We start from the raw sequence: 26239 nt of genomic DNA, 5'->3' as shown, positions 1-26239 counted from the left end.
ATAGTATGTCAAAAAATGTGAATTATTGCCCCCTAGGAGATGCCGCACTGCTGATCGATTTTGGCGAGACTATCGCTCCGGAAATCAATATGCAAATTCGACAACTGACAATAGGATTTATCGAGCGAGAGATTCCCGGGATACTGGAGGCTGTGCCTGGATATACCACTTTGACATTACATTATAATCCACTGGCAATTTCTTATGATCGATTGGTTGATTTGACGAATGCGATTCTGGAAGAGGGCTATAACCGAGAAATAGCATACTTGAAACCGAAGGTTATTCCCGTTTGGTATAATGGTCCTGATCTCCCTGTTGTGAGCGAGCATACAGGCCTTCGCGTTGAAGAAATCATTGAACGTCATACGGATGCGGAATATTTGGTTTATATGATCGGTTTTGCTCCGGGCTTCCCTTATTTGGGAGGGATGGATAAGATATTATCCACGCCACGTCGTTCGACCCCGCGATTAAAAATTCCGGCAGGTTCTGTGGGTATCGCTGGGGAGCAGACGGGAGTCTATCCGATGGAAACACCGGGAGGTTGGCAACTTATAGGGCAAACTCCGATTGCTTTATTTGATATACAGCGAGAGCAACCTTCGTTGCTGATGGCAGGTGACCGGGTGAAGTTTGCTGCTATTACGGAAGAGGAATATAAGTATTTTAAATCGCATAGGGATGGGAATTAGCATCATAAAGGCCGGCTTATTGAGTACTGTTCAAGATTTGGGCAGGTGGGGTTTTCAACGCCAAGGGGTACCAGTGAGTGGTGCGATGGACAGATTGGCGCTGCGATTAGGTCATGTACTTCTTGGAAATGATGAATCGGCTGCAGCTATTGAATGCACCTGGACAGGACCGAGTATTCGCTTCGATCAGGATCAACTTATAAGCATTACAGGTGCGAATCTGTTACCTAAGCTTAATGGAAAAGAAATAGCCATGTGGAAACCGATTTACGTCCCTAAGGATGCGGTACTTTCCTTCGGTAAGGCGGATTCGGAAGGCTGTAGAGCGTATATTTGCTTTTACGGAGGATTGGATGTTCCGCTTGTTTTAGGAAGTCGTTCGACTTATTTAAGTGGAAAGATGGGCGGGTTGAACGGACAGGCGCTGGTCAAAGGAGATCAAATTTCCTTTTTAAAAGCATTTGAATCAGTTTCATCTACTTTCAACTGGTCGATGGACAGTTCCTTGTATCCGAATCTTGCAAGCCGTAAAATCCGTATCATAGCAGGTCCTCATACCGCTCGTTTGGAAAAGGATAGCTTATCGGATTTGTTTAAACAGTCCTTTGAAATAAGCAATTCATCCGATCGGATGGGGTATCGATTGAAATCTAAGATGCTTCATTTGAAAGATAAGCGGGAGCTTCTTTCATCCGGAGTCTGCTTTGGAACGATTCAGCTTCCTGCCGACGGGCAGCCAATTATTTTGATGGCGGATCATGGGACCACCGGCGGATATCCGATCATAGGTCAGGTCGCAAGTATCGATATCCCTTTACTGGCACAACTAAAGCCGGGTGAGCATATCCAATTTGAAGAAATTGACTTGCGTGCCGCTCAGAAGCTTTTGTTGGAGCAAGAGCAGCAAATAAATAGATTAAGACAAGGTGTAAAACTAAAATATGAAAGCTAAGAAGTTTATAGATTTAAATTGCGATATGGGGGAGAGTTACGGCTCATGGACTATGGGAAACGATGCAGCGATTATGCCTTTTGTCTCTTCGGTGAATATCGCCTGTGGATTTCATGCTGGCGATCCAAACATCATGATGAAAACAATTTATTTAGCGATTCAACATGGCGTACATATAGGCGCGCATCCAGGATACCCAGATTTAGCGGGTTTCGGACGTCGGGCTATATCGATGACTCCGAAGGAAGTCTATGCGGCCGTATTGTATCAGATTGGTGCGCTAGCAGCAATCGCCCAAGCGCGAGGTGCTAAGTTACATCATGTGAAGCCGCATGGGGCGCTGTATAACCTCGCTGCGAAAGATAAGGTTTATGCGGATGCCATTGCGGATGCTATTCAAGCATTGGATTCATCGCTAATCTTATATGGACTATCGGGAAGTGAACTAACGCGTGCAGGAAAGGATAGGGGATTATCGGTATTTCACGAGGTTTTCGCAGATCGTACTTATCAGGCTGATGCGAGTTTAACGCCGCGTACGGAGCCCAATGCCATATTAAAAACTGTGGACGCGGCTATAGCACAGATTGTTCGCATATTGCAGACAGGTGAAGTCATAACAGTGAGCGGTGATGCTTTACCCATCGAAGCTGACACTATTTGTTTACACGGAGATCATGAAGGTGCCGCTGAATTCGCAAAGCAAATTCAGCAACAATTAACGGATTTTGATATCAGCATTCGATGAAAAATAAAAATAAATCGGCCTTAGTAGGAGCCGCATTATTGATGGCAACATCTGCCGTTGGACCTGGATTCCTAACCCAGACTACGGTTTTCACGCAATCATTAGGCGCAAGTTTTGGTTTTGTTATCCTTATTTCGATCCTAATCGACATCGGTGTGCAATTGAATATTTGGCGGGTTATCAGCCTGTCGGAGATGAGGGCACAAGATATTGCCAATAAACTACTTCCCGGGCTTGGGGCATTCCTAGCGCTGCTCATCGTATTGGGAGGTCTGGCATTCAATATCGGTAATGTGGCTGGTGCTGGCTTGGGCTTGGAAGCCTTAGTAGGGCTGGATGTTGCGACGGGGGCTATTATTTCTGCAATTTTAGCAATCGCGGTTTTTGCAAACCGGCAAGCGGGCAAAGCAATGGATCTTTTTGCTCAAATCATGGGCTTTATCATGATAATTGTCATCATCGTTATTGCTGTAATATCTGCTCCACCAGTAAAAGAAGCAGCATTAAGAACGGTCGCACCCACAACAATAGATTTCATGGCGATCATTACCCTTGTTGGCGGAACGGTTGGAGGATATATTACTTTCGCGGGAGGGCATCGTTTGATTGATGCCGGCATTAAGGGGAAAGAAAACCTCAGCAGTGTGAATAGGAGTGCGGTGATGGGGATTTCAGTAGCCTCACTCATCCGCATATTTCTGTTTTTAGCATCGCTAGGTATCATCAGTCAGGGATTGATTATCGACCCGAGCAATCCTACTGCTTCGGTATTTCAACTGGCGGCAGGAAACTTTGGATATAAACTATTTGGATTAGTGATGTTTGCTGCAGCAGTCACTTCCATAATCGGGTCAGCATATACATCGGTTTCCTTCCTGAAATCCTTCCACACCAAGATTGCGCAGTACGAGAACTGGATTATTATCGCTTTTATTCTGTTTTCGACGCTCGTGTTTATGCTCGTTGGAAAGCCTGTTGAGCTTTTAATCATTGCGGGGGCTGTCAACGGAATTATCCTGCCTTTGTCTCTTGCTGTTATGCTAATTGCAGCATATCGCACCGATATTGTTGGCGACTATAAGCAACCTGCAATCCTGACGATTGTCGGCGTATTGATCATTGCGGTATTAAGCTATATGAGTTCGAAGGTTATTCTTGAGCTCTTTTTGAATTAGGCAGATTTAGCTAGCGCTATCGCTGCATGCTACTCCATCGCTTAGTTAGGCTGGAATACGCAAAAACTAAAATTCTGTACGGCGCCTGAAGGTGTAGTATGATCCATGTTTTCGGAACGAATGCAATCAAAGTGAGCTTGAAAAGTTTGCTGAAGTGCTGTTAAGCTATATTGCTTAATCTCAATCCCACTACATTTTTTAGGACCATTTTCCGAAAATGTAGCGATTAAAAGATACCCGTCTTTCTTGATGTGATTACGAACAATTTCCAAATATTTCTTTATATCGGCGGGTTGTGTCAAGAAATGAAATGCAGCGCGATCATGCCATAAATCATATTGCACATCCGCGTGGAAATCGATGACATTAGATACGACCCATTCGACCTTGTCGGCATTTTTTCCAAGTCTTTCTTTTGCGCGCGCAATAGCTTTGGAAGAAATATCTAGCACCGTCAAGCTGTTATATCCCTGTTCAAGAAGATAATCCACCAGATAGGTGTCGCCTCCACCAGCGTCGATGATTTTGGCGTCATGGCTAAGTTTTAATTCCTTGATCGATTCTAGCGATGAGCTGGGAACGGCTTGATACCAACTAAAATCTCCTATTTGTTTTGCTTCATAAATGCCATCCCAATGGCCTTTTGAATTGAATGTTTCGCTCATGCTTACTAAAATTGCGAGGGTATTCGAACATCTCGATACCCTCGCAATATTAAGCTTTTATAAAGACAAGGTTATACGCCATTTGTCAGATTTCTATCTCTTTTAATCTATTAGTGAAATAAAAGTTTCCACCTCTGCTTCGTCGCCGTCGTAATATTTCTTACCATGCACGGTGAAATCGGCTTTGTATGCTCGCTTTAGATCTGTATTTGCCCATATTTCAAACCATGTCTTGCCGACTGCCTCCGGCATTTTTCCTTTAGACAGGAACTTTGTATAGGTTGCTTTTTCGATATTGACGCCGACGAAACCCTCTGGGACGTGCTCAAGGGAATTTACCGGGCAACCGATAATTGTCGTGTAGGGATAATTAAAATCAGATTCATAATCTGTATAAACTGCATAGATGTCTTCACTGGTTTTGTTAGGAATCTGATTTTGGATCTTTTCGTTCCAGAATTTACCCCATAACGCTTCGATATCCCGGGCAGCTTGTCCGTTTGCATTGCAAGTTCTTGTGCTGATGCCGATAACATAGAATTGTTCGATTGTCTCTGTCCTCATTTTGATAAATTTTATGATATAAGCAAAATTAAGCGTCCCATTGACAGCCTTATGGCAGCAGGGAGAAAAACACTATCTATTCCATAAAAAATATTTTTTACTAATAGGATTTTCCTAAATTTGAATAGAAAGTAAAGTTCTGAATGTTAGCGATTTTGCTAGGGTAGAACATACTTCCTTTAAACAAAGAAATATGAAAACGACTATTGTTATTGTACTACTTTTGGCATTCGTGGGCGGATTTCTGTTGATGTCTAATAAGCAAATACCCCAAAATGTGGAGGCGCAGCCTACAGATACCGTTAAACCGATTAGTAAAGATCTGAAGGAAATCTATTTTGCGGGAGGCTGCTTCTGGGGTACGGAGCATTTCTTTCAGCAAGTCCGTGGCGTCACAAAAACGGAAGTTGGCTATGCGAATGGGAATATTGTTAATCCATCCTATAAACAAGTAACCACCGGAAAGACCGGTTTTGTCGAGACCGTTCGGGTAATCTATGATCCGAGGGTTGTGGAATTGGGCTTGTTGATCGATTTATTTTTAAAAACGATCGATCCTACCACTTTAAATAAACAGGGCAATGATATAGGAACGCAATATCGCTCAGGTATTTATTTTGTCGATGAGGGAGAGAAGGCTTTAGTTCTGTCGAAGTTAGAGTCGCTTGCGAAAGGTTTTAATGCACCGGTCGTCGTGGAGGCGCTGCCCTTGAAGAATTTTTATGTCGCAGAGAAATATCATCAGAAATACTTGGATAAGAACCCCGGCGGATACTGCCATATTGGTCCTGAGTTATTTGAACTTGCACGTAAAGCAAATCAAAGATAGATAGCAGATTTTCCTATATTGATAGCATTCCCTACTCCTTTTCCTAAAAATATCAATTATCTTGGCCTCACTAAGATAAAAGGGTAATAATCACGTATGGAAACACGAGTAGGCAAGGAATCGATATTTATTGATCGGGACATTAGCTGGCTATATTTTAACGAGCGTGTGCTGGAAGAGGCTGCAAAGGAAAGTACGCCATTACTAGAGCGTTTGAAATTTTTGGCGATTTACTCTTCTAATCTTGATGAGTTTTTTCGCGTCCGCATGCCGCTTTTGATTGGGCAGCGAAAGTTAGATAAAAAGAATAAGTTAAGTGCTGACAATCCACCTACATACAATCATTTTAAGATAGTCAAACGCATCATCCGAAAGCAACAGAAGCGCTTTGGAAGTATCTTGGTACAGGGGATTATCCCTTCGCTAGAAAAGCAGGACATTATCTTAATTTATGGAAAAGCGATTCCTGAATTTGCAATCTCGGAGCTTCGAACTTATTTCCTAGTAGATGTTGCTTCCTACCTACATATTATTGATCTGAAGGAGTCAGCTTCATTCTTTCCGGAGAACAATCATATTTACTTTTTTATCCTCACGTCCGACGATCGACGTTTTATCATCAATATTCCAAGTAACCATATTTCACGCTTCAAGCTGATTATGCATGAAGGTCGGCGTTATGTTTTCTTTATAGATGATATTATTAAGCATTTTATCAGTGAGTTAGGAATTTTCAAAAATATCGTTCATCTATCGAGCTTTAAGGTGACACGAAATGCGGAACTGAATATCAAAGAGGAGGCCGGGACTGATTTAAGTGAGGAGCTACTGAAAGAATTACAGAAGCGAGATTTCGGTTTAGCAACGAGGCTTCTCTATGCAGCTGATTTGCCAAAGGAAGAATTGAGCAAAGCCTTGGACTTTCTGCAACTCAAGAAGTCAAACGCCATGGCAGGGGGGCAGTATCATAATCTGAAGGATTTCTTTGATTTTCCGATTGCTGAGCATCATCTAAAATATTCTCCACATGTTCCCATTCTCTTACCGAGATTAGATGAATCGCGTATTTTTAATTTGATGGATCAGGAAGATATCCTGCTTCATACACCTTATCATTCTTATGACACGGTTCTCCGTTTTTTTAATGAAGCTGCGTTAGATCCTGCTGTGACCCATATCTATACCACAGTTTATCGTTTGGCGAAGGATTCTAAAATTGGACACGCTTTGCTCAATGCTGCAAGAAATGGGAAAAAGGTCTTTGTGTTTGTCGAATTGAAAGCGAGGTTTGATGAGGATAATAATATACAGTGGGCAAAACGATTAGCGAAAGAGGGCGTGCAGATTTCCTATGGAATTCCGAAGATTAAAGTGCATGCTAAAATAGCGTTGGTTATTCGCGATAGACGATACTATGGATTACTGTCGACCGGAAATTTGAATGAGAATACCGCGAAGCAATATACCGATCACTCGCTTCTAACTGCTGAACAAGGAATATTGCAGGAATTACATCTTCTATTCTCTTTCCTATCACAAAACAGGAGGAAAAACGCAGACGAGCAGATTGATTTTCAGCAATTGCTGGTTGCTCATTTTAATTTATACGATGACTTTCTCGATCTTATTGATTTCGAAATCAATGAAGCAAAGCAAGGGCTTAAAGGACACATCCGAATCAAGCTCAATAATCTAGAGGAAGAAACGCTTATAAGTAAACTTTATGAGGCCTCACAGAGTGGGGTTAAGGTAGAGTTAATCGTTCGTGGAATCTGCCGATTAGTAGCTGGAAGGGAGGGCTTGAGCGAAAATATAAGGGTGAAGCGAATCGTGGGACGTTATTTAGAACATTCTCGGATTTTCAATTTTCACCATGCTGGCGAAGAGCTTCTGTTTCTAGGTTCCTCCGATTGGATGCATCGCAATATTTTTCACCGTGTCGAAGTTTGTTTCCCTATTAATCATATCGATCATAAAGAAGAGCTACTGCGTTATTTAGAGCTTCAGAACCAAGATGATGTTAGTGGAACCTGGATTTTACCCGAGGGCCATAATGGTAGGGTCGAATTCGGATCTGGTATGTCATCGCAGGAAGCCATTCTTCAGTACCTACAGCAAAAGCAAAAGCACAAGTCTATCTGACGGGGTTTTTCATTGATTTTAAACACTTTCTTTCGCAGCCTGTTGTATAAGAAAGAGTTTTATATGAAGGTACTTGTCATTTTGGGACATCCACGCCCCGACAGCTATTGTTCGGCATTGGCAGACGCATACAGCGCTGGTGCGCTGGCGGCAGGCGCGGAGGTTGAGTTTCTGCGACTATCAGATTTAGACTTTGAATTGAATGTACTCGTTCCATCGCCTCAAGATCAATTTTCAGAACCCGATATAGTGAGGGCAAAGGAACTAATTAAATGGGCGGACCATCTGGTCTTTATTTATCCGACTTGGTGGGGCAATATGCCGGCACTGATGAAGGGATTTGTCGATCGGGTATTTGTGCCGGGCTTTGCATTTTACGAAATACAACCCGACGCTTTTGAGAAATTGCTGAAACCCAAAACTGCACAGCTGATTATTACGATGGATACACCTGTGCTGATCGATCGAATTGTGAATGGAGCACCCTCGCGTCGTTCTATGGAAAATGCGACGTTGAAGTTCTGTGGAGTCAGCCCCGTACGTAAGATGCTTCTGAGTCCTATAAAGCATTCCAGCCAGGAACAGAAGGATCTTTGGTTGAAAAAAGTCTATCAACAAGGTTATGCGCTCCGCAACGGCGTCTTAAATGCAAGAGAGCGCTTTATAAAAAAGCTGATGCCATGGATACAGGCTATCCGATTACAGTTTTACCCCATGACCTTCTTCGCCTACGGTATCGGCGCATTTGCCTATGCAAAGTTATTCGATTCCTTTAACTGGACGGTATTTTTACTGGGCTACCTCGTGCTGTTTTTGATTGAAGTGATTACCGTATTTAGTAATGATTATTACGACAAGGAAACCGATAAGCTAAACCAATCATTTGGTCCTTTTTCAGGAGGCTCAAGGGTTTTGGTTAGCGGTGTAATATCGGATGATGAGTTGATCAGAGCGATGAAGGGACTGTTGATTGCCCTCAGTTTGTCCACTATACTTTTAGGAATTGTCTCCATAAGCAGTTTTCCAACGATAGTATTGAGTGTAGTTTTACTGTTTGGTATCGCTATTTCCTACACCGCTCCACCTTTGAAGTTTTCCTATCATGGAATGGGAGAAATAATTGTAGGATTTACGCATAGCTTCGCGGTTATTCTATGCGGTTTTATTTTTCAGGGTGGCGATTTCAATCATTCCTACCCATGGCTATTAGGAATTCCTTTGTTTTTCTCCATTATCCCTGCGATTATTATGGCTGGTGTTCCAGATTATCAGGCGGATAAGGCTGGTAACAAAGGAACATTGGTGGTACGATTAGGCAAGACCGGAGGGGCTTATCTTGCAGGTTTCTTCGTATTAATGTCGCTGATATCAGTGGCGTTGTTGAACCAAATTGATCTCGTTAAAGACGCCTATGGCAATATAATTTATTTGGCAGCGATTCATGGCGGGATTCTTTTGCTGATGTTTTTCAATTTTATTCAAAAGAGAAATAAGCCTGACCGTATTGATGGGATAATGGCTATTGCCTTGATGTACATCTTATGGTTTGCTTTAGTGCCTTTTTTTCGCTTGATTTGAGAATAGTTCATGAACGACTGTTTTTAAGTCAGTTTATGAAGGTTTCATATTCACTATTATATGATTATGGAAATTAATGGCGATCGATTGGATCTAATCTAAGATTTGAGAAGCAATGATTTCATTCCTTTCAGCGCATCTATTAGGATGCGTTTTTCATTTTCTTGACTTCTGTAAGTTGTTTATCTTCCAATTTATCTAATTTTGATTTCCTCAATAACATCTTTCAATTTCTACTAATAATAAATTTGAATATTCGAATAGACAGCATTAAACGTCGGCTGTTTTTACTTGTCAAATCGATAGTTGTTAACCTCAATTTGGCATATGAAATCTCTCTTTTTTACATTTCTACTTTTCTCTTTCACGACCTACGTGCATGCGCAAAATATCTCCTTAGGACTTATCGATCTTATCAATAATAACGTTATTTCCATTCAGAATGGTGATTCTAAAGTTCTAATCGACGGAAAAGGGAACTTGGTCAATACACTTCCATTCTATGCGGGAAGTGCTGGTCGAATTGGAGGCGACCACTTAGAGTACGATTTACGCGGGCGTTTATCGCAGATTGGTGATCAAAGAATTGAATATGATCTCAGAAATAGAATCGTGAAGGTTGGTGAACAGGATGTTGAGTATGATCTTCGTGGCCGTGTTGTTAGAATAGGGAATCAGGACGTTGAGTATGATCTTCGTGGCCGTGTTGTTAGAATTGGTAAGCAGGATGTCGAATATGATCTCCGTGGTCGTGTCGATAGAATCGGGAATCAAGATGTTGATTATGATCTACGTGGTCGCGTGGATAGAATTGGGAATCAGGATGTTGATTATGATTTACGTGGTCGTGTGGATAGAATAGGTGATCAGCGTGTTGAATATGATCTTCATGGCAGGGTAATTCAAATTGGAGATACTCGGATAGAATATGATTTACGTGGTCGAATTGATCGTATTGAAAATAACGACGGAAAAGGAACTGTTGAAATATTGAGAATGATAGAAGCATTAAATAAGAGGTAGATATTTCGGTATCAGCAAACATCCACCGGTAAAGAATTTCGCAAGAGTATTGATCGTATGAACGCAGTTCAAGTTGGAAAAGTAGCACCTGATTTTAGTGGTAGGGATACATCTGGAAATTTGGTATCGCTGAATAGTTTGAAAGGGAAATATTTATTATTGAATTTTTTTGGCAAGCTGATGCGGACCGTGTAGAGATGAAAATCAATATGTTGTGAAAGCTCATCAAAAATTCAAAACTAAAAATTTTGATATTTTAGGTATTTCCCTGGATGATGAAAGTAGGAAAGAAAAATGGATTAATGCTACAAAAGAAGATCAATTGGAGTGGCTCAGCCCCGCGATCCCCAAACACTAACCCTGAGCCTTCCAGAATCGAACCCATCCCGACGCTTCTGTTCGAATCCATCGGGCACAAAAAAAAGCAACTCTTTTGGAGTTGCTTTTTTTGTGATCCCGCTGGGAGTGGCTCAGCCCCGCGATTCCCAAACACTAACCCTGAGCCTTCCAGAATCGAACCCCTCCCGACGCTTCTGTTCGAATCCATCGGGCACAAAAAAAGCAACTCTTTTGGAGTTGCTTTTTTTTGTGATCCCGCTGGGATTCGAACCCAGGACCCATACATTAAAAGTGTATTGCTCTACCAGCTGAGCTACGGAATCTTGTACTTGATATTTTGTAGTACCCTTCGTTGTTTGAAGTGATGCAAAGGTAGAAAAATCATCCATACAGTCCAAATCTTTTGTTAAAAAAAGAAGGTCTAATTTTTAACTCGTTGTTTTTCAGTTTGAAAAAATAGCCCTAACGTTTCCCTTTTGCTGATTTAGGCCTTTTTTTGATTCGATGTTGCTAACACTATCGCGATTAATTGGATACTCCGGTCTCAAATTATCCGCATGTTTTTTGAAACTCTATAAAGCGGCTTTCAACATTCTAGGAACATTGTTTATGTCGTTAAAGATATCTGCAGTCGAAAACCCTTTTTTAAGCATTAGCGCTTTTGTTTCCTCAGCGAGGTATTGATTGATCTCGAAATAAAGAGTTCCTTGCGGTGCAAGGTGAGATAAAGCAAAATCGGCGATATAGTCATAAAAGAGGAGGGGAGCTTCTTCCGGGACGAATAGAGCCGTATGTGGCTCATATTGCAAAACATTTCGATGCATATCACGCATCTCTGTTTGCGTAATATAAGGCGGATTGCTAACGATAATATCAAACTGCCCCTCGCCGAAAGTAAATTCCCATTCGAGAATGTCCAAACAGCGGAAATCGATTGCCACACCTAATCTCTTTGCGTTCTCACGAGCAACTTCCAGGGCATCGCTGGAAATATCGACTGCCGTCGTCATGGCATTGAATAAGTGCTTTTGGAGGCTGATAGCGATGCAGCCTGTGCCTGTGCCTATATCGACAACTTTTAAGTTTTCTTTCCCTTTATGGTCGGTAAGGATAAGTTCAACCAGTTCCTCCGTTTCTGGACGAGGGATGAGTGTATGTTGATTGACGGTAAAATCCATATGGTAAAAAGGTGCGCGACCAAGAATATGTTGTATGGGTTTCCCGGCTCGTAATGTTTGTAACATGTCATTTAATGCATTCACTACTTCTTTGTCGAGCGTCGTTTGTAATTGCATATTTTGTTGCATTCGATTCCAGCCCGTTACTGCTTCAACAGCAATCTGAGACAAGGTTTTAGCCTCATCAGCGTCGTAAATATCGCCTAGCTTTTCAACGAATTCTTGGCGAATTTTTAATAAGGTTACCATCTTACAAACCTACAAAAATCAATAGAGAACTGTGTTTTTAACCATATAATTAATAGTTTTGCGGTATGATGAGTGATCAAGATTACATGCAGCGCTGTTTGGAGTTGGCAGTTTTAGGGGCAGGGACAACAAGCCCGAATCCTATGGTTGGGGCGGTCATTGTATTTCAGGATCAGATCATCGGCGAGGGTTTCACTTCTCCCTATGGTGGGGCCCATGCGGAAGTAAATGCCGTAAATCAAACTATTGCCAGATACGGTGAGGAAGAGGCTAGAGCCATGTTTAGCGAATCTACAATCTATGTTAGTTTAGAGCCTTGTGCTCATCATGGAAAAACGCCTCCCTGTGCAGATCTTTTAGTCAATATGGGATTTCAGAAAGCTGTTATTGCATGTTTAGATCCTTTTGCAAAAGTGAATGGCGCCGGTTTAAAAAAACTGCAAGATGCAGGAATAGCGACTGACGTTGGTCTCCTGGAGAAAGAGGCCCGATGGATAAATCGTCGATTTTTCACGAAGTTAGAGAAGTTCCGTCCTTACGTCATTTTAAAATGGGCACAAACAGCCGATGGCTATTTTGCTCCTCTGGAAGCTGCTCGGAAGTGGATATCGAATGTAGCAAGCAAGCAGTTGGTTCACAAATGGCGAGCTGAGGAAGATGCGATCTTGGTCGGCAAAAATACCGCGATCCTAGATAATCCGAGCCTTACAGTTCGAGATTGGAAAGGAACGAATCCAAAGCGCGTATTGATAGATAAAAACTTAGCCGTTCCTCAGGATTTTGCAATTCTAAATGATCAGGCGGAAACCATTGTGTTCAATTCTGTAAAGACTGAATGGCAGGGGCATCTTAAGTTCGTCGAACTTGAGAACTTCGATCTTTACCTTCCGCAACAGATTCTTTACCAATTATATTTAATGGATGTGCAGTCGATCATTATAGAAGGGGGCAAGAAAACCCTGGATATGTTTATTGCTGCAGATTTGTGGGACGAAGCGCGGATTTTCCGGTCAGCCGAGACTTGGTCTTCTGGCATCCCCGCACCACAGATTGAAGGCGAGCAAAGGTCTATGGAGAAAGTAGGCTCCGATAGTCTTCAAACCTTAATTCATTCCTAATATTTTTTAGCATTTAAGTTAATATACATTGGCTATGTTCGGTTGTGCGCATGTCCGAAGATATCCTTCAATTCATTTGGCGGTTCAGATTGTTTCGTCAGATTCCCCTATTTACAAGCGCAGGGCTGCCCATACGTATTTTGCATCCTGGAGACTGGAACCATGACGCTGGACCTGATTTTCAAAGCGCGTTGTTATACATCGAGGGTATCTACATCTCAGGAAATGTAGAAGTGCATGTGTCAGCAAAAGACTGGTATATTCATGGCCATCAAGAAAATCCCGCATACAATTCAGTCATATTACATGTGATTTGGGAAGGGGAGGACCCTTGTTATTTAGCAGATGGTTCCTTGTTGCCTAGCTTGAATCTCAAGGAATTAATCGAGCCCGAAATTGTATGGAAAGCAAACACCTTGTTGCAGAATATAAATCCTATCCCTTGCGCTTATGATATTAAGAATGTGCCTAAGCACATCAAACTGCAGGTACTGCAACGGGCTGTTGTCGAGCGTTTAGAGGTTCGCTATGAGCACGTGAAAGTACTTCTCAAAGAGACGCAAGGTGATTGGGAAAGGGTGACGCTGATTCTCATAGCTTCTGCATTTGGAATGAAGGTAAACAAAGAGCAGTTTAAAGCACTGAGTAGGCTACTGAATCTAAAACTACTGAAGAAATTCGCTCACCAGCCTCGGTTGGTTCATGCATTGTTCTTCGGTCAAGCGGGCTTCCTACAAAATGCCTCAGAAAGAGAAAGCTACGTACAGGACTTAAAGAAAGAGTACGCCTATATCGAAAAGCTACATGGATTAGAAAGTCTATCTCCATATCAATGGAAATTCATGCGGATGCGTCCGGCAAATTTTCCCACTTTTAAACTAGCTCAACTCGCTTCTCTTTATACACATCAATCTTCTTGGTTCTCGTGGATAACAACGACAGAATCGTTGGACGAAATAAAATATTTTGTAGATAATTTAGAGATTCCTGAATTCTGGTCAAATCATTATCATTTTGAAAAGGAGTCGGTTGGTCATAGCACATCAATATCAAAGGAGTTTTTTCAGCTGCTGGTGATCAATAGTTTTGCGTTAATTTTATTTTCGTATGGAAAGTATGTCGGCAATGGTCGTTTAGTCAATCGTTCTTTGGAATGGTTAGAGCACATGCCGGTTGAGAAGAATAAGCTAGTACGCCCTTTCAAGAGTTTAGGGTTACCTCTAGAATCCGCATTGGATAGTCAGGCTGTCTTGCAATTGCGAAGCTCTTATTGCGGAAAAAAGCGCTGTTTACATTGCGGTATTGGCGCTTCGATCATTAACCGTAGCTAGCTCTTTAATATTTCTGCTATATCATGGAAGCCTTTGTCTGCTGCTAAATCAGATGCCGTTTGGCCAAACTCATATCTAATACTGATGTCAGCTCCATGTTCCAAAAGTATAATGATCAAATCAATATTTCCCTGTTGAGCAGCTAGGTGCATTGGGGTAATACGAGAAGATTGCACAACATTTACTTCTGCGCCTGCCTCAATTAGCATTTTTACAATATTATCGTGTTGTGCGCTCAATGCAGCATGAATCGGATAGACCTGATACCCGTTTTTTGAAGCCGCGTTCGGATTCGCGTGGCTGCGTAACAGCATCCGGACAATTTCTTCTTGTCCAAAATGAGCTGCTATCCCAATGGGGTAGAAGCCGTGTGAGGAAAGCTCGTTAATAACATCTGGCTTCTGTTCCAACATAAATCGTACTTGTTCGCTGAGTCCCGCTGCACAGGCTTCATGAATAGTTATGCTGGATAGATATTTGAGCATGACTTGAACAATCTGTGTTTTATGATAATAGCACGCCAGGAGCAAAGGAGATATTTCATGGCTTGTACTTTCTTTCAATAAATCTGGGTTTTTACTCAACAAAAGATCTAAATCTTGATGATTCCCTGTTTCAATATATTCCTCTAAGACTGTCAAACTCATATCAGGCATTTTATATTACGAAATAAATAAAAAAAAGTTAAATAAGCGTTATTAAAGGCATTCTTCTATTACTTTGGTGTTTTTCTTAATGTTAATTCCTATTTTTGCATACAAATCTTTTTTAACGTTTACGAACACTATTTAATTTTTGTAGACAAACAACTACAAGTAGTCTTTTTTATTAAGCAACCCTATATTTATTTTCACGAAATAACTACTTTTGTAATGCCCTCCCCAAGGGCATGTTTTTCATAGGTAGATGTAGGGTCGAATATATTCTTTATTCGACCCTTTTTTTATGAACGAATTTGACGAAATACCACTCTATCATTAGATTAAGCAATATTTTAGTAAAGTTTAGATTATGGTAATAATTACAATCGAGTGTTGTCATTTTCATTACTACCAATCCCTCTGCATATAAATTTATTAATTGCGAATGCTATTGGAGTTGTAATCTAAGTGAAAGAATCAGAAACATTCGGGCTTTATTTTTAATTATTACGACTGTAACAATGGTTTTTTGTAATGTGCGTGAATTATAAAGGGGAATTTTGGAGTTAATCGACAAGATGATATATTTGGATATTCGTTTTAAAAGGGATTTATTTACCGATACATTGAGGAGACTCGGAGAACGAGTTAGCGAATTATCGTAATTTTTAAACAAAACTATTTATGGCGGGCGAGCAAAATAAGAAGCATTTCGGTATTAAAGATATAGCTAAGTTGGCAAATGTTTCTATTGCTACCGTTGATCGGGTGCTTAATAATCGGAAGGATGTTTCCGAAACAACTCGCCAACGTGTGCTGGGAATTATCAAAGAGCACAACTACCAGCCGAACCTTTTTGCTCGCAGCTTGTCTGTTAAAAATAATATTCATGTAGCGGTCATTATTCCTAAGACCTCATTCCAGACGGGTTATTGGGCGCTCTGTTTGGAAGGAATCAATAAAGGCAAGGAGGAATTAGTGCCTTTTGGAATTATAACAACGATATTTTTATACGATCAAGAGGATGTAAGTACCTTTAAAAAAGAAAGTGAAAAGCTTCTCGCGGAGAATTTCACGGCCGTTGTTATAGCCCCAATCTTTGTTAAGGAGACGGAAGAGTTTGTACGAGCCTGCCATCAAAGAAAGATGCAAACCATTTACATCAATTCTGACATACCGACAAAGTCAACGTTAGGATATATAGGTCCGGATCTTTACAGTACAGGAAGATTAGCAGGTAATTTAACCTCTTATCTAGTCAAGCCGAAGTCGAATATCTTGGTACTAAATGTGGCTAAAGGTATTGAGAATTACCGATATCTGGATACGAAGATAGATGGTTTCAAAGAGTATTTGCTTTCTTATGATCCCTCAGTCAATATCGATATTGTAGATATTCCATACAACGACTATGAAGAAGTCGAGTTGGAGCTGAAAATTAGTATTAAAAAGCACGAGCCAGATTTGATTTTCTTCACCAACTCACGTGTAGCATTTCTCGGCCGTTTCTATGCTGATCACCCTGAACTCAAAAAGCCGCCGATTATCGGATTCGACTTTTTATCATCCAATGTTCAATATCTCGCAGAGGGCATCGTTGATTTCCTGATCTGTCAACGTCCGGATAAACAAGGTTACTTTGCGCTGAATTATCTCTACCGCTATTTCTTGAAGAAAGAAAATTTTGAGGGCTATAAGCCTATGCCAATCGATATTCTCACGAAAGAGAATTATTTGTTCTACGAAAACTAAGTGCAGCTTTTCCCGCCTTGTCTGTTTAAATGGAGCTGCGCTCGATTGCATTTCTAGCTGTCTCTAGGTGATTATCGATACTGTTGAGCTCACATTTACCTCTCTCCATCTCGAAGTCCTTGGCAAGAAAATCATCAAAGTTTTTCCTAGCTTTGTGATATGGTCAAAAAGAAGAAAATTGTCGTAGCTATTACAGGAGCAAGTGGTTCCATTTATGCGAAAGTATTGTTAGATAAACTCGTGAAGCTTCAAGATCAAATCGCCGAAGTGGGTATTGTGATGTCCGATAATGCGAAAGATGTGTGGAAGTTTGAGCTCGATGACCAATCCTTCAATAACTATCCCTTTAAATTCTATCAGAAGAACGATTTCATGGCACCCTTTGCATCAGGTTCGGCAAAATTCGATAGCATGGTCGTTGTACCTTGTTCCATGGGTACCATGGCTAGAATTGCACAAGGCACTTCTTCCGATCTGACAACGCGTGCGGCCGACGTGATCCTGAAAGAGCGTCGCAAATTGATCTTAGTGACGCGAGAAACACCATTAAATCTCATCCATATCCAGAACATGCAATTGGCAACCCAAGCTGGTGCCGTTATTTGTCCGGCCTCGCCGTCTTTTTATAGCCGTCCTGCGACTTTCGAAGAACTTGCCGCAACTGTGATAGACCGCGTGCTCGATATGATCGGATTGGACCTTGATACCTTTCGTTGGGGTGAGTAGAGTCGATATGATCTTTGAAGGGAAGCTTAAAGTTTGTAAGATATAGGCTAATTTCTTCATGCAATCCTAAAAACTATTACCAATCTATTGGAATGATTTTGTACTTTTGTTTTTTAATGAAACAGCTGTACCCGTCTTCGCTAAACACAGTTTCCTGTATGCAGAAGGTTTTTGAAAATGCTCATTGGAAAAGATCGATCTGTAGGGTTATTGCTTTCATTCCTAATAACACCAAACGTACTTCGCGAACTTTAGATTATCAACATACTTCATGGCTACAATATTAATTACTTCTGCAACATTAGTTTCGGCATCTCATCCTTTGCACCTCACATCTGTCGATGTTCTTGTAAAGAATGGAAAGATTGAAAAGATTGCTAAAAATATCAAAACAGATGATAAGAAGCTGCAGGTGATCGATGCTAAGGATAGCTTCTTAGCGGTAGGATTCTTTGATTTGAACGTTAATTTCGGAGAACCCGGTTATGAAACCAAAGAGGATATACAAACGGGAACTGCAGCCGCTGCTGCGGGCGGTTTTACCGCTGTTGCAGTACATCCGAATACCAATCCGCCAGTTCATAGTCGCTCGGAAGTAGCGCTGATCGTCAATGCTGCGAAAGGCAATATCGTTGATGTCTATCCTGTAGGAGCAATCAGTAAGAAGAGAGAAGGGAAGGATCTAGCGGAGCTTTACGATATGCAGCAAACGGGAGCCGTAGCATTCTCGGACGGAAACCACAGCGTACAACAGGCAGGCCTAATGGGGCGCGCGTTATTGTATGCTAAAGGGATTAATGCATTGATCATGTCGCATCCGGAAGATGATTCAATCGCTGGTGGAAACCAAATGAATGAGGGCGATGTGAGTACTTATCTCGGCATGAAAGGTATCCCGAATTTAGCAGAGTCTATTATGGTCTCTCGCGATTTGTTCTTAGCCGAATATAATGAAGCACCAATCCACTTCAGCACCATCTCTACGGAAGAATCCGTTGATTTGATCAAAAAAGCGAAAGCAAAAGGGTTAAAAGTAAGCTGTGATGTGGCAGCGCATAGTTTAGTGTTTACAGATGAAGAAGTGAAAGGCTTCGACAGCAATTATAAAGTAAGCCCGCCGCTACGTACTAAAAAAGACGTAAAGGCTTTATTAAAAGGTTTAAAAGACGGAACAATCGATGCGATTGTTTCTCAACATACCCCACACGAAATCGAATTCAAGAACGTCGAATTCCAGATCGCATACGATGGTATTATTGCGTCGCAAACCGTTTTACCGATGTTGGTTAAAGCCGGATTGAATGCCGAAGCCATTGTAGAGAAACTTTCTGTCGGCCCGCGTGTTATCTTAAATCTAGAGCAACCGAAGATCGAAGAAGGGGCAGAAGCTAACTTAGTGTTATTCAGCACAAACAAAAAATGGACGTTTGACGCCAAAACGAATAAGTCGAAATCTGCAAACAGCCCGTTATTCGGACAGGAGCTAACAGGAAAAGTACTTGCAGTAATCAATAATAATCAAACCTTAATCAATGATTAATATGGACAAGAAAGTAAAAAAGGCATTAGAAGCCAGTATCAATTCATACGCAAAGAGCGAAGGATTAGAAGCAAACCAGGTGCTAGCAGCATTACTTGACGTATTCGAGTCAGATGCAGCCTTCATGGACAAAGTAGCTAAGATGGATGCGGTTTTCGATGATGAGCAACGTTTTGAAGAGCTTCGCGAATATGCATTCGATTTGTTGATGATTAATTTCTTTGCTGTCGATGTGGAGAAATTAGAAGAAGATTACTTAGATTCGGAAGAATGGGAAGCTATTGAAGAGGAGACAATCGATAGAGGATCAGAGATGTTAAATATCTTGTTATATCTTCGCGAGTGTGACGATGAGGATATCGAACCTTCATTGGAAGACTTCCTTAAAGAATTTTTGTTAGTAGAAGAAGATGAGTTTCAAGATGAGTATCGCATCTATGAGGATCTTATTGCAAATCAGATCTTAATCGATAGTGACTTTGAAGCAGCAGCGGAAGTAACTAAGACCATTTCGGAAGATGAAGAATTATTTGAACTGTTCTATCCAATTATTGGTTTCTTTATAGACCAAAATCCTTCAGCGGAGCAATTGAAAGAGTTTGAGGCTCATGCAGCTAACAAGTCTTTAAATACGGCACTATACCAACTAATTATAAACTTTAATAAATAATGATGAATCAAACCATTGAAAACACGACAGATGTAAGGAAAAAAGCAATTATTCAGGGCGTTGTCCTTGGCGTAATTTCATTTATCCTATCCATCATTTCTTTATACATCACCGTATCGGCAACCTCTTTATTTACCTCTTCTGCGGCAGCAGGTTTTGTGAATTATGTGGTTTTCCTGATCGTTGCGGTCTTCTTTGTCATCGCATTAAGAAAAGCTGCAGGAGGATACTGGGACTTCTCCACGGCCTTAAAAAACATCTTTATCATGATGGCCATTACTGCGGTAATTGGCACATTGGGGGTAAGTGTTTGGAACATGGTTAACCCGACCTTACAGCAAGAAGCAATCGATAACACGATTAACATGACCATCGAAACGATGGAAGCTACCGGTGCCAACGATGAGAATATCGACACTACGATTGAAATGTTGGAGCAACAAAGAAATGCGTTAGCGGAGATGTCAATTGGCCAAATCCTGAAAGGTTTAGCAGTTTCTATTCTAATGTACTTCGTACTATCGCTAATCTTCGCGGCAATTTTCAAACGTGAAAGACCAATTTTCCAAAGCCCTGCGCCATCGGACGATGCGCATCCTTGGCAAAATCAAAATTCTTAATTAAACGTAACCGTTTATATGCTAAAGGTATCATTGGAAAATGATACCTTTGCTTTTTATTATTATGGATATATCAGTAGTTATACCACTATATAACGAGGAAGAATCGCTTCCTGAATTGGTTGCCTGGATTAAGCGGGTGATGGACGAGAACAACTTCTCTTATGAGATCATCATGGTTGATGATGGGAGTAAGGACCGTTCTTGGCAAGTGATTAAATCGCTGAAGGCAGAAAATGAACATGTTACAGGTATCCGCTTCCGTAGAAACTATGGGAAGTCGGCAGCATTGAATGTAGGCTTTACGGCAGCCGAAGGCAATGTGGTCATTACGATGGATGCCGATCTGCAAGATAGTCCTGATGAAATTCCTGAACTTTACGATCGCATCATGAATCAAGATGCTGATTTAGTGTCGGGATGGAAGAAAAAACGTTACGACCCATTAACTAAAACAATTCCTACTAAGTTATTCAACTCGGTAACACGTAGCATGTCAGGCATCGATAACTTGCACGACTTCAATTGTGGTTTAAAAGCCTATAAGAAAGACGTGGTAAAGAGTATCGAAGTGTATGGCGAAATGCACAGATATATTCCTGTTCTCGCAAAATGGGCGGGATTTAGCAAAATTCAGGAGCAAGTTGTACAGCACTTCCCGAGAAAATACGGAACGACCAAGTTCGGTCCCGGACGCTTTGTCAAAGGCTTCCTCGACTTGATGTCTATTTTCTTTGTCGGTAAGTTTGCCAAACGCCCAATGCACTTCTTCGGACCATTAGGTGTGATCAGCTTCTTACTTGGATTTTTTATCACTATTTATCTGATCGCTGATAAATTGATGAGCATCGCCAATGGTACGCCATACAGAAATGTAACCGACCAACCGATGTTCTTCCTGTCCTTAGTCGCGATTATTTTAGGAACGCAGCTCTTCTTGACCGGATTTGTCGCAGAATTAGTCGCAAGAAACGGTTCAGACAGAAATAAATACCATATCGACCAAGTCATCTAACATGTTCTTTTCGATTATAATTCCTCTTTACAATCGACCTGTTGAGATCAAAGAATTATTAACGTCTTTGACCGAGCAGGAATATAAAAGTTTTGAAGTAATCATCGTCGAAGATGGCTCCTCAAGACCCTCGGAGGATATTGTAGCAAAATTTAAGGATTCGCTCGACGTACATTATTTCTATAAAGAAAATGAAGGGCAGGGCTTCGCTAGAAACTATGGATTCGAGCGCGCCAAAGGTGATTTTTTCATTGTGTTCGACTCAGATATTATCGTTCCGACAGATTACTTTAAGAACGTAATGATCGGCTTAGAACGCGATCATTGGGATGCTTTTGGTGGTCCTGATGCGGCTCATAAATCCTTTACAGCCATCCAGAAAGCAATTTCCTATTCCATGACGAGCCCATTTACAACGGGCGGTATCCGTGGCAATAAAAAGCATGTTGGGCAATTCCATCCACGAAGCTTTAACCTCGGTATTTCGCGCGCTGTTTGGGAAAAGACGCAGGGTTTCAAACTCTCCAGACGATCAGAAGATATTGAGTTCAGTATCCGAATGATCAATGAAGGTTTTAAAGTCGGCTTAATTCCGGAAGCCTTTGTTTATCATAAACGCCGTGCTAATTTTCATCAATTTTACCGGCAGACTTATAATTTCGGAAAGGGGAGGATCGATATATGGCAACGTTATCCATCCGAACTAAAACCCGTGCATGCGCTGCCTGCGGTCTTCACTATTGGCGTTTTCGGCTTGATTATGATCAATGCAATCAATCTGTTGACGATGAATGAAATTAGCTTCTTCAACTGGTTGGGTTGGATTGGCAATACCTTTATGTTTTTATACACGCTCATGCTGTTCTTTCACGCGCTATTTGTATGCAAGAGCCTCAAAGTAGCGTTCCTTGCTGTAATCGCGGCCTATACCCAATTGATCGCTTATGGCTTAGGTTTTATGACTGAATTTTCAAACGTAAAGCTTTTCAACAAAAGCAAGAAAAAATTGACCGTTTAACACAGCTTTGTTATATTGTCTAGATTAAAATATGATTCCACTTACACAAACTAGTTTAGATAAGTTAGAGGTTCTTTATGGCGACTTAGGCTTCAAGTTGCGTTATGAGAAGGGATCTTTCCGTACGGGCGCATGTATCTTGCAGACCTCTAAAGTGGTGGTTGTTAACAAATTTTCCAGCGTGGATATGAAAGTACAATCACTATTACAGATATTACAAGGTATAGAAGTCGACGAATCGCTGATCAGTGAAAAACTACAGCCCTTTTATACAAATATTAAAAAGACGATAGAGACGATTTGAGAGTAACATTTTTAGGTACCGGTACTTCGCAGGGTGTGCCCGTTATTGCGTGCCACTGCCCTGTATGTCAGTCTACAGATAAAAGGGACAATCGCTTGCGGTCGTCTATTCTCATGGAATATAATGAGCATGCTGTAATCATTGATACAGGTCCCGACTTCCGCTATCAAATGTTGCGTCAGCGTGTCGATCGCTTGGATGCTGTCTTGATGACGCATTCGCACAAAGATCATATCGCCGGTCTAGACGACGTGCGCGCCTACAACTATCAACAGCAACAGTCTATCCCCATCTATTCCAATAAAGCTACGCACGACGCGCTGAGAAAGGAATTCTATTATGCTTTTAGCGAATATAAATATCCAGGAGTACCCCAATTGGAACTGGAGGAGATTCAAGCCGGTCAAGCCTTTGAACTTTACGGCGCATCCATACTGCCCATCGAAGTAATGCACTTCAAAATGCCCGTACTTGGTTTCCGACTTGGCGACTTTGCCTACATTACCGATGCGAAGACCATTTCAGATGAATCGTATGCACTGTTGGCGGGGGTAAAAGTTTTAGTACTCAATGCCCTGCAGAAAGATCCACATATTTCTCATCTTACGTTGGATGAGGCCCTCGAGGTCGTTAAACGCCTGGCTCCCGAACAAACCTATTTGACGCATATCAGCCACCGCTTCGGCAAACATCAAGATATACAAAAGGAACTGCCCAAAGGCGTTTCCGTTGCCTATGATGGGTTAGCGATCGATATCGCAGAATAGTAATCCTGATCTTCTTTGTTCTTAAACCCTGAGTACTTCAAGGGTTGGCTGTGCCTTATTCAGAACTTCATCTTATCATACCCATTGTAGTTCCCTTTCATAACCCTTTCATAGCCCTTTCATAACCCTTCTGGAGCGGGTTTGATTGGGCTTTGTATTGGGTTAGTTTAGTATTTGGTATTTAGTAGTTAGTATTAAGACCTATGGCGGGTATGAGAGGTTAGAAATTAGATATGAGCGTAAGGGTTACACCAATTTATTGAGTCGAGACAAATTTTTTTAAAAAAATTATCTGCTAGTTGCAAACCTTTTGTCATACGAGTTGTTAGAAAGTTGATAATATGTTTAAATAATTTAAAACAAATCAAAACTTTACTACTATGGGAAATATTTTGTATTTAATCGCTGTAATCTTAGTAATTATCTGGGCAATTAGCTTCTTGGGAGGTTATGCTACAGGTGGTATCATCCACATTTTATTGGTAATTGCTGTAATTGTCGTTTTATTAAGAGTTATTCGAGGAAACGCTTAAATGAACTTAAATAGTATTATTTAAGTAATATTGAGCAATGGCGATATCTTCCTTAAAGGTGATTTTAATATTCTTATGATCACCTGGATAGATGGTTAAGCCGTTGCTCATTTTTTCTATTACAGAAGCATCGTCTGTAAACGTGCTTTCCTCTTCCTGTTTATAGGCCTCTTGGAAAAGGCTCGCTTCGAATACCTGCGGAGTCTGTACCAACCATACTTGATCTCTATCTACTGCTTTACTTTCTTTTAAGCTACCTAGTCGAACGGAATTGCTGCTTTGAACGGCAGGGATGATTGCTGGATTTTCCGGCTTGCAGGATTGGTATAGGTTTTCTATTAAAGTCTGAGAAACGAGAGGTCTCGCAGCATCATGCACGCCAATCACATCACCAGGAGAAAGTTCATAGTTCTTTTGTATGTAGCGCAATCCATTTTTCACACTTTGAAATCTGCTAGCACCGCCATAGCATATTTGATAAGACGTATGGAAGGCATATTCCTTGCATTGCTCATCCCAGAATGCCTGCATACTTTCTGAAATTACGAGTATTATGTTTGCCTGTACGTTTGCCTTTGCGAACTGATCTATGGTGTGCATCAGGATGGGTTTAGCATCCAACAGCATATATTGTTTTGGTAGATCGCTAGACATACGCGAACCGCTCCCCGCGGCAACAATGATAACAAAGTGTTGGCTCATGAAAACAAAGATAGCAAATAACAGAAAAGGAGGCCTAGGCCTCCTTTTATTTCTTTATGCTGTTTTATTAGATAATTAACATTGCATCACCGTATGAATAGAAACGGTATTTCTCTTTTACCGCCACTTCATAGGCATTCATCGTATTTTCATATCCTGCGAATGCAGCAATCATAACCAATAGGGTAGACTGTGGCGTATGGAAGTTGGTGATCATTGAGTTTGCGATACTGAAATCATAGGGAGGGTAGATGAACTTGCTTGTCCAATCGTTCGCTGCTTTCAAGTGTTTGTCAGCAGATACCGAAGACTCAATTGCGCGCATTGATGTTGTACCAACCGCACAGATTTTGCGTTTGTTGTCAATGCCCTTATTCACCAATTTAGCCGCTTCATCCGTGATGATGAATTGCTCGGAGTCCATTTTATGCTTCGTTAAATCTTCTACCTCTACCGTACGGAATGTACCTAGACCAACGTGCAATGTGACTTCTGCAAACTCAACACCTTTAAGCTCTAGGCGCTTCATCAACTCGCGCGAGAAGTGTAAACCTGCAGTCGGAGCTGCAACGGCACCTTCGTTTTTCGCGTAAATAGTCTGATAGCGGAATTTATCCTCTGGTGTTGCTTTACGTTTGATATATTTTGGAAGTGGTGTTTCTCCTAAGATTTCAATGTTTTTGCGGAATTCTTCGTCTGTACCGTCAAATAAGAAACGGATCGTACGTCCTCTAGATGTTGTGTTATCAACTACTTCAGCAACAAGCAAATCGTCATCGCCGAAGTACAGTTTGTTCCCTACACGGATTTTACGAGCAGGATCAACCAATACATCCCATAAGCGAAGTTCTTTGTTCAGCTCGCGCAATAAGAATACTTCAATTGTAGCACCGGTTTTCTCTTTGTTTCCGTACATACGGGCAGGGAATACCTTGGTGTTATTTAAGATCATTACATCTTTATCATCAAAATAATCTAAAACATCCTTGAAGATTTTGTGCTCAATTTTTCCACTGTCACGGTGTAAAACCATAAGACGCGATTCGTCTCTTTGTTCAGATGGTTCAGAGGCAAGTAAAGATTCAGGTAAATTAAAGTTGAATTGTGATAATTTCATTTTAAATAATGACAATATTAGACCCTCTAGCCTTACTGGGGCTAGAATTTAATAAGGCTTACAAAGGTAAGCATTTTTATGTATTTAATATGTCATATGTTCCCTTTACAAATTCTTAACGAAATCTTCTTAAAATGAGTAGCGATAGTTGTACTTTTTTTTGGGATATTCAAAAGATTTCTATCCGCGATAGTGGTTTTTCTAAAATATATCGTAATTTAAATCGAACAAAAATAACTGTTAATATC

The 26239-nt window shown here is 41.1% G+C and carries 27 protein-coding genes, 1 tRNA gene and 1 pseudogene; 22 read left to right on the top strand and 7 right to left on the bottom strand.

All coding sequences use genetic code 11. From position 1 onward, the window contains the following. Nucleotides 1–5 precede the first annotated feature (5 nt). The 4 genes from pxpB to QYC40_RS09945 are packed head-to-tail and all read left to right on the top strand — an operon-like array spanning nucleotide 6 to nucleotide 3570. A complete protein-coding gene (pxpB, locus tag QYC40_RS09960; protein WP_301990099.1) occupies nucleotides 6–695 on the top strand; it encodes a 5-oxoprolinase subunit PxpB in 690 nt (229 codons plus the stop codon). Continuing rightward, the gene (locus tag QYC40_RS09955) at nucleotides 685–1647 is read left to right on the top strand and encodes a biotin-dependent carboxyltransferase family protein (protein ID WP_301990098.1); all 963 of its coding nucleotides are present in this window, start codon (nucleotides 685–687) and stop codon (nucleotides 1645–1647) included. Before pxpB ends, QYC40_RS09955 begins: the two co-directional genes overlap by 11 nt. After that, on the top strand, nucleotides 1637–2395 hold the full coding sequence (locus QYC40_RS09950) for a LamB/YcsF family protein (protein ID WP_301990097.1): 759 nt from the start codon (nucleotides 1637–1639) through the stop codon (nucleotides 2393–2395). The genes QYC40_RS09955 and QYC40_RS09950 overlap by 11 nt, the downstream gene beginning before the upstream one ends. After that, on the top strand, nucleotides 2392–3570 hold the full coding sequence (locus QYC40_RS09945) for an NRAMP family divalent metal transporter (protein ID WP_301990096.1): 1179 nt from the start codon (nucleotides 2392–2394) through the stop codon (nucleotides 3568–3570). The genes QYC40_RS09950 and QYC40_RS09945 overlap by 4 nt, the downstream gene beginning before the upstream one ends. 41 nt (nucleotides 3571–3611) lie before the next feature. Here the strand turns inward: QYC40_RS09945 and QYC40_RS09940 are convergent, their stop codons facing one another. Both QYC40_RS09940 and QYC40_RS09935 read right to left on the bottom strand, forming a co-directional pair. After that, nucleotides 3612–4235, bottom strand: a complete 624-nt coding sequence (locus QYC40_RS09940) for a class I SAM-dependent methyltransferase (protein ID WP_301990095.1) — start codon at nucleotides 4233–4235, stop codon at nucleotides 3612–3614. A 102-nt stretch (nucleotides 4236–4337) separates the two neighbouring features. Continuing rightward, the gene (locus tag QYC40_RS09935; protein WP_301990094.1) at nucleotides 4338–4799 is read right to left on the bottom strand and encodes a GyrI-like domain-containing protein; all 462 of its coding nucleotides are present in this window, start codon (nucleotides 4797–4799) and stop codon (nucleotides 4338–4340) included. 193 nt (nucleotides 4800–4992) lie between these two features. Between QYC40_RS09935 and msrA the strand changes: the two genes are divergently transcribed. The 6 genes and pseudogenes from msrA to QYC40_RS09910 all read left to right on the top strand — a co-directional run. Then, entirely contained in the window at nucleotides 4993–5628 is a 636-nt protein-coding gene (gene msrA, locus QYC40_RS09930; RefSeq protein WP_301990093.1) for a peptide-methionine (S)-S-oxide reductase MsrA, read from the top strand. A gap of 96 nt (nucleotides 5629–5724) precedes the next feature. Further along, nucleotides 5725–7770 (top strand): polyphosphate kinase 1, encoded by a 2046-nt coding sequence (gene ppk1, locus QYC40_RS09925; protein WP_301990092.1) that lies wholly within the window; start codon nucleotides 5725–5727, stop codon nucleotides 7768–7770. A gap of 63 nt (nucleotides 7771–7833) precedes the next feature. Next, nucleotides 7834–9348: an NAD(P)H-dependent oxidoreductase gene (locus QYC40_RS09920; RefSeq protein ID WP_301990091.1), complete on the top strand. Its 1515-nt coding sequence runs from the start codon at nucleotides 7834–7836 to the stop codon at nucleotides 9346–9348. Nucleotides 9349–9675: 327 nt separating this feature from the next. Further along, nucleotides 9676–10371: a hypothetical protein gene (locus QYC40_RS09915; RefSeq protein WP_301990090.1), complete on the top strand. Its 696-nt coding sequence runs from the start codon at nucleotides 9676–9678 to the stop codon at nucleotides 10369–10371. Nucleotides 10372–10428: 57 nt separating this feature from the next. After that, nucleotides 10429–10566: a peroxiredoxin family protein gene (locus QYC40_RS18575; RefSeq protein ID WP_367652267.1), complete on the top strand. Its 138-nt coding sequence runs from the start codon at nucleotides 10429–10431 to the stop codon at nucleotides 10564–10566. Continuing rightward, nucleotides 10565–10729 (top strand): annotated as a pseudogene (locus QYC40_RS09910) (hypothetical protein); the annotation flags it as partial. The gene QYC40_RS18575 and the pseudogene QYC40_RS09910, both read left to right, overlap by 2 nt. Before the next feature lie 231 nt (nucleotides 10730–10960). Here QYC40_RS09910 and QYC40_RS09905 read toward each other — a convergent pair. Continuing rightward, nucleotides 10961–11033: transfer RNA gene (locus QYC40_RS09905), tRNA-Lys, on the bottom strand. A 249-nt stretch (nucleotides 11034–11282) separates the two neighbouring features. Further along, complete coding sequence (prmC, locus tag QYC40_RS09900) at nucleotides 11283–12137, bottom strand: peptide chain release factor N(5)-glutamine methyltransferase (protein ID WP_301990089.1); 855 nt, start codon at nucleotides 12135–12137, stop codon at nucleotides 11283–11285. A 65-nt stretch (nucleotides 12138–12202) separates the two neighbouring features. On the opposite strand from prmC, the gene ribD reads away from it, so the two are divergent. After that, entirely contained in the window at nucleotides 12203–13255 is a 1053-nt protein-coding gene (gene ribD / locus QYC40_RS09895; RefSeq protein ID WP_301990088.1) for a bifunctional diaminohydroxyphosphoribosylaminopyrimidine deaminase/5-amino-6-(5-phosphoribosylamino)uracil reductase RibD, read from the top strand. 50 nt (nucleotides 13256–13305) lie between these two features. Continuing rightward, nucleotides 13306–14586, top strand: a complete 1281-nt coding sequence (locus QYC40_RS09890) for a DUF2851 family protein (RefSeq protein WP_301990087.1) — start codon at nucleotides 13306–13308, stop codon at nucleotides 14584–14586. On the opposite strand, the gene QYC40_RS09885 is transcribed toward QYC40_RS09890, so the two are convergent. Then, nucleotides 14583–15233, bottom strand: a complete 651-nt coding sequence (locus tag QYC40_RS09885) for an ankyrin repeat domain-containing protein (protein ID WP_301990086.1) — start codon at nucleotides 15231–15233, stop codon at nucleotides 14583–14585. The two genes, QYC40_RS09890 and QYC40_RS09885, sit on opposite strands and share 4 nt — an antisense overlap. Before the next feature lie 678 nt (nucleotides 15234–15911). Between QYC40_RS09885 and QYC40_RS09880 the strand changes: the two genes are divergently transcribed. From QYC40_RS09880 to QYC40_RS09835, 10 genes are all read left to right on the top strand, one after another. Further along, nucleotides 15912–16979 (top strand): LacI family DNA-binding transcriptional regulator, encoded by a 1068-nt coding sequence (locus QYC40_RS09880; protein ID WP_301990085.1) that lies wholly within the window; start codon nucleotides 15912–15914, stop codon nucleotides 16977–16979. A gap of 159 nt (nucleotides 16980–17138) precedes the next feature. Further along, nucleotides 17139–17705 carry a UbiX family flavin prenyltransferase gene (locus QYC40_RS09875; protein ID WP_301990084.1) on the top strand — a complete coding sequence of 189 codons (567 nt, stop codon included), beginning with the start codon at nucleotides 17139–17141 and terminating at the stop codon, nucleotides 17703–17705. A 271-nt stretch (nucleotides 17706–17976) separates the two neighbouring features. Further along, complete coding sequence (locus QYC40_RS09870; protein WP_301990083.1) at nucleotides 17977–19245, top strand: dihydroorotase family protein; 1269 nt, start codon at nucleotides 17977–17979, stop codon at nucleotides 19243–19245. Between the two features lies 1 nt (nucleotide 19246). Further along, nucleotides 19247–19915: a hypothetical protein gene (locus QYC40_RS09865; RefSeq protein ID WP_301990082.1), complete on the top strand. Its 669-nt coding sequence runs from the start codon at nucleotides 19247–19249 to the stop codon at nucleotides 19913–19915. Continuing rightward, a complete protein-coding gene (locus QYC40_RS09860) occupies nucleotides 19915–20535 on the top strand; it encodes a DUF4199 domain-containing protein (protein ID WP_301990081.1) in 621 nt (206 codons plus the stop codon). The genes QYC40_RS09865 and QYC40_RS09860 overlap by 1 nt, the downstream gene beginning before the upstream one ends. A 64-nt stretch (nucleotides 20536–20599) precedes the next feature. Further along, nucleotides 20600–21550 (top strand): glycosyltransferase family 2 protein, encoded by a 951-nt coding sequence (locus QYC40_RS09855; RefSeq protein WP_301990080.1) that lies wholly within the window; start codon nucleotides 20600–20602, stop codon nucleotides 21548–21550. A gap of 1 nt (nucleotide 21551) precedes the next feature. Next, entirely contained in the window at nucleotides 21552–22568 is a 1017-nt protein-coding gene (locus tag QYC40_RS09850) for a glycosyltransferase (RefSeq protein WP_301990079.1), read from the top strand. A gap of 31 nt (nucleotides 22569–22599) precedes the next feature. After that, nucleotides 22600–22872, top strand: coding sequence for a hypothetical protein (locus QYC40_RS09845; protein ID WP_301990078.1), 273 nt, complete (start codon nucleotides 22600–22602; stop codon nucleotides 22870–22872). After that, nucleotides 22869–23639: an MBL fold metallo-hydrolase gene (locus tag QYC40_RS09840; RefSeq protein WP_301990077.1), complete on the top strand. Its 771-nt coding sequence runs from the start codon at nucleotides 22869–22871 to the stop codon at nucleotides 23637–23639. Before QYC40_RS09845 ends, QYC40_RS09840 begins: the two co-directional genes overlap by 4 nt. Nucleotides 23640–24019: 380 nt before the next feature. Further along, nucleotides 24020–24172 carry a lmo0937 family membrane protein gene (locus QYC40_RS09835; protein ID WP_149526482.1) on the top strand — a complete coding sequence of 51 codons (153 nt, stop codon included), beginning with the start codon at nucleotides 24020–24022 and terminating at the stop codon, nucleotides 24170–24172. A gap of 6 nt (nucleotides 24173–24178) precedes the next feature. On the opposite strand, the gene QYC40_RS09830 is transcribed toward QYC40_RS09835, so the two are convergent. Beyond that, nucleotides 24179–24874: a 2-C-methyl-D-erythritol 4-phosphate cytidylyltransferase gene (locus QYC40_RS09830; protein ID WP_301990076.1), complete on the bottom strand. Its 696-nt coding sequence runs from the start codon at nucleotides 24872–24874 to the stop codon at nucleotides 24179–24181. A gap of 67 nt (nucleotides 24875–24941) precedes the next feature. Beyond that, a complete protein-coding gene (queA, locus tag QYC40_RS09825) occupies nucleotides 24942–25991 on the bottom strand; it encodes a tRNA preQ1(34) S-adenosylmethionine ribosyltransferase-isomerase QueA (RefSeq protein WP_149526480.1) in 1050 nt (349 codons plus the stop codon). Nucleotides 25992–26239: the final 248 nt, after the last annotated feature.

Origin of the sequence: Sphingobacterium sp. BN32, assembly GCF_030503615.1 — a bacterium.
Taxonomy (GTDB): Bacteria; Bacteroidota; Bacteroidia; order Sphingobacteriales; family Sphingobacteriaceae; genus Sphingobacterium.
Note: the sequence above shows the minus strand (reverse complement) of the source record. Positions and strands in the feature narration are given on the sequence as shown.

Excerpts from the sequence above, each read along its gene's own strand:
- pxpB (WP_301990099.1), top strand. The coding sequence starts at position 6 with ATGTCAAAAAATGTGAATTATTGCCCCCTAGGAGATGCCGCACTGCTG.
- QYC40_RS09955 (WP_301990098.1), top strand. The coding sequence starts at position 685 with ATGGGAATTAGCATCATAAAGGCCGGCTTATTGAGTACTGTTCAAGAT.
- QYC40_RS09950 (WP_301990097.1), top strand. The coding sequence starts at position 1,637 with ATGAAAGCTAAGAAGTTTATAGATTTAAATTGCGATATGGGGGAGAGT.
- QYC40_RS09945 (WP_301990096.1), top strand. The coding sequence starts at position 2,392 with ATGAAAAATAAAAATAAATCGGCCTTAGTAGGAGCCGCATTATTGATG.
- QYC40_RS09940 (WP_301990095.1), bottom strand. The coding sequence starts at position 4,235 with ATGAGCGAAACATTCAATTCAAAAGGCCATTGGGATGGCATTTATGAA.
- QYC40_RS09935 (WP_301990094.1), bottom strand. The coding sequence starts at position 4,799 with ATGAGGACAGAGACAATCGAACAATTCTATGTTATCGGCATCAGCACA.
- msrA (WP_301990093.1), top strand. The coding sequence starts at position 4,993 with ATGAAAACGACTATTGTTATTGTACTACTTTTGGCATTCGTGGGCGGA.
- ppk1 (WP_301990092.1), top strand. The coding sequence starts at position 5,725 with ATGGAAACACGAGTAGGCAAGGAATCGATATTTATTGATCGGGACATT.
- QYC40_RS09920 (WP_301990091.1), top strand. The coding sequence starts at position 7,834 with ATGAAGGTACTTGTCATTTTGGGACATCCACGCCCCGACAGCTATTGT.
- QYC40_RS09915 (WP_301990090.1), top strand. The coding sequence starts at position 9,676 with ATGAAATCTCTCTTTTTTACATTTCTACTTTTCTCTTTCACGACCTAC.
- QYC40_RS18575 (WP_367652267.1), top strand. The coding sequence starts at position 10,429 with ATGAACGCAGTTCAAGTTGGAAAAGTAGCACCTGATTTTAGTGGTAGG.
- prmC (WP_301990089.1), bottom strand. The coding sequence starts at position 12,137 with ATGGTAACCTTATTAAAAATTCGCCAAGAATTCGTTGAAAAGCTAGGC.
- ribD (WP_301990088.1), top strand. The coding sequence starts at position 12,203 with ATGATGAGTGATCAAGATTACATGCAGCGCTGTTTGGAGTTGGCAGTT.
- QYC40_RS09890 (WP_301990087.1), top strand. The coding sequence starts at position 13,306 with ATGTCCGAAGATATCCTTCAATTCATTTGGCGGTTCAGATTGTTTCGT.
- QYC40_RS09885 (WP_301990086.1), bottom strand. The coding sequence starts at position 15,233 with ATGAGTTTGACAGTCTTAGAGGAATATATTGAAACAGGGAATCATCAA.
- QYC40_RS09880 (WP_301990085.1), top strand. The coding sequence starts at position 15,912 with ATGGCGGGCGAGCAAAATAAGAAGCATTTCGGTATTAAAGATATAGCT.
- QYC40_RS09875 (WP_301990084.1), top strand. The coding sequence starts at position 17,139 with ATGGTCAAAAAGAAGAAAATTGTCGTAGCTATTACAGGAGCAAGTGGT.
- QYC40_RS09870 (WP_301990083.1), top strand. The coding sequence starts at position 17,977 with ATGGCTACAATATTAATTACTTCTGCAACATTAGTTTCGGCATCTCAT.
- QYC40_RS09865 (WP_301990082.1), top strand. The coding sequence starts at position 19,247 with ATGGACAAGAAAGTAAAAAAGGCATTAGAAGCCAGTATCAATTCATAC.
- QYC40_RS09860 (WP_301990081.1), top strand. The coding sequence starts at position 19,915 with ATGATGAATCAAACCATTGAAAACACGACAGATGTAAGGAAAAAAGCA.
- QYC40_RS09855 (WP_301990080.1), top strand. The coding sequence starts at position 20,600 with ATGGATATATCAGTAGTTATACCACTATATAACGAGGAAGAATCGCTT.
- QYC40_RS09850 (WP_301990079.1), top strand. The coding sequence starts at position 21,552 with ATGTTCTTTTCGATTATAATTCCTCTTTACAATCGACCTGTTGAGATC.
- QYC40_RS09845 (WP_301990078.1), top strand. The coding sequence starts at position 22,600 with ATGATTCCACTTACACAAACTAGTTTAGATAAGTTAGAGGTTCTTTAT.
- QYC40_RS09835 (WP_149526482.1), top strand. The coding sequence starts at position 24,020 with ATGGGAAATATTTTGTATTTAATCGCTGTAATCTTAGTAATTATCTGG.
- QYC40_RS09830 (WP_301990076.1), bottom strand. The coding sequence starts at position 24,874 with ATGAGCCAACACTTTGTTATCATTGTTGCCGCGGGGAGCGGTTCGCGT.
- queA (WP_149526480.1), bottom strand. The coding sequence starts at position 25,991 with ATGAAATTATCACAATTCAACTTTAATTTACCTGAATCTTTACTTGCC.